Genomic DNA, 4,463 nt, shown 5'->3' on the forward strand with positions numbered 1-4,463 from the left:
GTTTGGTTGCTGTCGTTTTTAAGGGCGGCTTGGATTTCGGCAACCGTGCCGCTGAGGAAGGTTTCAAACGTTTTGGTGATTTCGCGCGCCAAAGTCAAACGGCGTTCGGGGAACTGCGCGGCCATATCCGCAAGGCTTGCTTCGATACGGTGCGGCGTTTCAAACATCACAATCGGAAAATCGGCTTCCGCCCATTTGGCCATCAGCTTTTGGCGTTCGCCGGCCTTAGGCGACAGGAAACCGTTGAAGTAAAAATCAGATTCCGTCACACCGGCCACGCTCAACGCCCCCATGACCGCGCTTGCGCCGACCACAGGCACCACTTTAAATCCGGCTTCGCGCACGCGGGCGGCAAGTTTCGCACCCGGATCGCACACCGCTGGCGTACCCGCATCCGAAACTTGGGCAACGCTCAGGCCGTCTGAAAGATGGGCGATGATTTTGTCGGCCATTTGCTGCTCGTTGTGTTCGCGCACGCTCACGAGTTTGCCCTGAATGCCGTACGCACTCAAAAGCTGGGCGGTAACACGGGTGTCCTCGGCGCAGATTATGTCGGCCTTTTGCAGCACGGCCAGCGCGCGCAGCGTTATGTCGGCTAAATTGCCGATGGGTGTGGCGACAACGTATAATGTCTGTTTTTCGATGCTGTCGACGGCTTTTTGCAGGTGTTTTGTGTACATAGATTCAAGGCCGTCTGAAACGGCGTCTCTTTAAAAACAATAATTATATAACGGGTAAACTTTTCATGCGCTTAAACCACAAACAGGGGGCGGCGGCCGAAGATGCGGCACTGGCGTTCCTGCTAGGCAAAGGCTGCTCGCTGCTGGCACGGAACTGGCATTGCGCCTACGGCGAAATCGATTTAATCGTCAAAAACGGCGGTACGATTGTGTTTGTTGAAGTAAAATACCGCAAAAACCGAGGTTTCGGTGGTGCCGCATACAGCATCTCGCCGTCCAAATTATTGAAATTGCAACAAAGTGTAGAGTATTATCTGCAAAAGCACGGGTTAAACCATGCGCCCTGCCGCCTGGACGCGGTACTGATCGAGGGCGACGGCCCGCCCGAATGGATTCAAAATATTACAGGTTAACCTCATGACAACATTACAAGAACGCGTTTCCGCACATTTTGCCGAGAGCATCCGCGCCAAGCAGGAAGCTGAAAAAGTACTGGTCGAGCCGACCGCACAGGCCGCCGAGCTGATGCTGCAATGCCTGATGAACGACGGCAAAATTTTAGCCTGCGGCAACGGCGGTTCGGCTGCCGACGCGCAACACTTCGCCGCCGAAATGACCGGCCGTTTTGAAAAAGAGCGCATGGAATTGGCCGCTGTCGCGCTGACGACGGACACTTCCGCCCTGACCGCCATCGGCAACGACTACGGTTTCGACCACGTATTCAGCAAACAAGTGCGCGCACTCGGACGTGCCGGAGACGTATTGGTCGGCATCTCCACCTCCGGCAACTCCGCCAACGTCATCGAAGCCATCAAAGCGGCACACGAACGCGATATGCACGTCATCGCCATGACCGGCCGCGACGGCGGCAAAATCGCCGCCATGCTCAAAGATACCGACGTTTTGCTCAACGTCCCTTATCCGCGTACTGCCCGCATTCAGGAAAACCATATTTTGCTGATTCACGCCATGTGCGACTGTATCGACTCCGCCCTGCTTGAAGGCATGTAACCCTTTCTTTTCAGACGGCTCATCCCTTAAAGGCCGTCTGAACGCCCACCCGTCCATACCCAAGGAAAAGGATATGAAGAATATCAAACGCTACGCCCTCCCCGTTCTGACAGCGACCCTCTTGAGCCTGAGTCTGAGCGGCTGCGTCGGCGCACTGATCGGCGGTGCTGCCGTCGGCACCAAATCCGCCGTCGACCGCCGCACCACAGGCGCGCAAACCGACGACAACGTTATGGCCCTGCGCGTCGAAACCACCGCACGCTCCTACCTGCGCCAAAACAACCAAGTCGAAGGCTACAAGCCCAAACTGAACGTTGTCGGCTACAACCGCCACCTGCTCCTGCTCGGACAAGTGGCCACCGAAGGCGAAAAACAATTTGTTGAACGCATCGCCCGTTCCGAACAAGCCGCAGAAGGCGTGTACAACTACATTACCGTCGCCTCGCAAGCGCGTTCGCTTGGCGACGTGACCAACGACACCTGGGGCACATCCAAAGTCCGCGCCGCCCTGTTGGGCCTCAGCCCGGCCACCCAAGCACGCGTCAAAATCGTAACTTACGGCAACGTGACCTATGTCATGGGTATCCTCACGCCCGACGAGCAAGCTCGCGTGACCCAAAAAGTCAGCACGACCGTCGGCGTACAAAAAGTCGTGACCCTCTATCAAAACTACGTTGCCAACTGATTCACAGGCAACCCGGGGCCGTCTGAATATTCAGACGGCCATTCCTCCAACGATTACCTGACCCATCATGTCCAAGAATAATAAAACCCCTTTCCAACTTAAGCCCAAACACCTAATCCGCGCTTTATTCCTTGTCAGCTTTATCGCCGTCGCAGCCCTTGTCGCCGGCGTATTCAGCACCCTAAACTCCGGTAAAACCGACGTACCCGAAAAAAGCCCTGCCGAACAAACCGATACACGCATTGAAGTTTGGCGCCCCAACGGCGCAGTCGAACCTGAAACCGTCCAACCCGCCCAAGAAGGCGACGAAAAAACCGCCTCCGGCAATCCTGTCGTCCCACAAAACGAAAAAGGCGACAAAGCCGAAGAAGGTGCAAAAAACGACCGGCCTGCCGCACACCGCGGCAAACGCACAGAAAACAAACGCGCCGAAACTGACAAATCAGAAAAAACACAATCCGACAACAGCAGCCCTGCCGCTCAAAACACACCTCAAGCAGACAGCCAGCCGGTAGCAAACAAAGCCGCAGACAGCAAACCGGCCGCACAAGCAGCAGAAAACAAACCGGCAAAAGCCAAAGCCCCCGAGTCCAAACCGACTCCCAAAGCCGAGCCTGAGACCAAACCACAAACCAAACCGCGCAACAAAGACAATCTCGACAACCTGTTTTAAACAGACGGCACACCCGTCCCGTTCAGACGGCCCCCATGCCGTCTGAAACAAGAAGGAAACCTCATGGACAAAGTCATCATCAAAACCCCCGAAGAAATCGAAAAAATGCGCGAACTTGGCCGCTTGGTCGCCGAAGCCCTCGATTACATCGGCCAATTCGTCAAACCCGGCGTCACCACCAACGAAATCGACAAACTCGTTTACGACTACCACGTCAACGTCCAAGGCGGTTATCCCGCCCCCCTCAACTACGGCAACCCGCCCTATCCGAAATCCTGCTGCACCTCCGTCAACCACGTCATCTGCCACGGCATTCCCGATGACAAGCCGCTGAAAGAAGGCGACATCGTCAACATCGACCTGACCATCAAAAAAGACGGCTTCCACGGCGACTCCAGCCGCATGTTTACCGTCGGCAAAGTCTCACCGATTGCCCAGCGCCTGATCGACGTGACCCACGCCTCCATGATGGCGGGTATCGAAGCGGTCAAACCCGGTGCCACCCTCGGCGACGTCGGCTATGCCTGCCAACAGGTTGCCGAAAATGCCGGCTACTCCGTAGTTCAAGAATTCTGCGGCCACGGCATCGGCCGCGGTTTCCACGAAGCGCCGCAAGTGGTCCACTACGGCCGCAAAGGTCAGGGCCTCGTCCTCAAACCGGGCATGATTTTTACCATCGAGCCGATGATCAACCAAGGCAAACGCCACCTGCGTATCCTGAACGATGGTTGGACAGTGGTCACCAAAGACCGTTCCCTCTCCGCCCAATGGGAACACGAAGTCTTGGTTACCGAAACCGGCTACGAAATCCTCACCATCAGCCCTGCCACCGGCAAGCCTTAAACTTGAAAAATTTTCAGGCCGTCTAAAAATACAGATTCAGACGGCCTGAAATTTATCCGTTTTCCCAACCCACCAAACCGAATAAATGCTCGAAATTAAGTTTTTACCCATAATGAATTGTTTAGTTATGTAAAAATTTGCCCACGCCATATTTAAGATAATCGCATAATTTAATGATTTATATGCCAAAAATTATACGAAATAATGAATTAAGAAATATTTACACAAATTATGGCAAACAGCGGCAAACTTCTTTCGAATATACTGTCTAATTATCTAGATCAGTCATTTGCAATACGCCCACATATCACCCCAAAAGCCTACAGGAAAAGGGATGCCGGCATTCTTGCAGACCCATTTTTATGCCTAGAGGCATGCAACAAATACCACAATAAGGAAGATTCATGAAATCGTTCGAAAAAATTGAAAACATCCGCGATATCCGTAAAAAACTCGGCCTGAACCAAATGGACTTCTGGAGCCGCATTGGTGTGACTCAATCCGGTGGTTCCCGTTACGAATCCGGCCGCAATATGCCTAAACCTGTACGCGAATTGCTGCGTTTGGTACA

General features: G+C 53.8%; 7 protein-coding genes. 6 read left to right on the top strand and 1 reads right to left on the bottom strand.

All coding sequences use genetic code 11. The features are described from left to right. On the bottom strand, window positions 1–680 hold a 680-nt coding region (gene rsmI / locus ACTHS3_RS06310; protein WP_440367421.1), incomplete at its 3' end, for a 16S rRNA (cytidine(1402)-2'-O)-methyltransferase. Window positions 681–745: 65 nt separating this feature from the next. Here rsmI and ACTHS3_RS06315 point away from each other — a divergent pair. From ACTHS3_RS06315 to ACTHS3_RS06340, 6 genes are all read left to right on the top strand, one after another. Beyond that, window positions 746–1,093 (top strand): YraN family protein, encoded by a 348-nt coding sequence (locus ACTHS3_RS06315; RefSeq protein ID WP_440367422.1) that lies wholly within the window; start codon window positions 746–748, stop codon window positions 1,091–1,093. 4 nt (window positions 1,094–1,097) lie between these two features. Continuing rightward, window positions 1,098–1,691, top strand: coding sequence for a phosphoheptose isomerase (locus tag ACTHS3_RS06320; RefSeq protein ID WP_070825815.1), 594 nt, complete (start codon window positions 1,098–1,100; stop codon window positions 1,689–1,691). A 73-nt stretch (window positions 1,692–1,764) separates the two neighbouring features. After that, complete coding sequence (locus tag ACTHS3_RS06325; protein WP_036493677.1) at window positions 1,765–2,376, top strand: BON domain-containing protein; 612 nt, start codon at window positions 1,765–1,767, stop codon at window positions 2,374–2,376. Window positions 2,377–2,443: 67 nt separating this feature from the next. After that, the gene (locus tag ACTHS3_RS06330; protein ID WP_440367424.1) at window positions 2,444–3,049 is read left to right on the top strand and encodes a hypothetical protein; all 606 of its coding nucleotides are present in this window, start codon (window positions 2,444–2,446) and stop codon (window positions 3,047–3,049) included. A gap of 42 nt (window positions 3,050–3,091) precedes the next feature. After that, window positions 3,092–3,892, top strand: a complete 801-nt coding sequence (gene map, locus ACTHS3_RS06335) for a type I methionyl aminopeptidase (protein ID WP_223168906.1) — start codon at window positions 3,092–3,094, stop codon at window positions 3,890–3,892. 404 nt (window positions 3,893–4,296) lie between these two features. After that, on the top strand, window positions 4,297–4,463 hold a 167-nt coding region (locus ACTHS3_RS06340; RefSeq protein ID WP_440367435.1), incomplete at its 3' end, for a helix-turn-helix domain-containing protein.

Source organism: Neisseria sp. P0009.S007 (assembly GCF_051962515.1).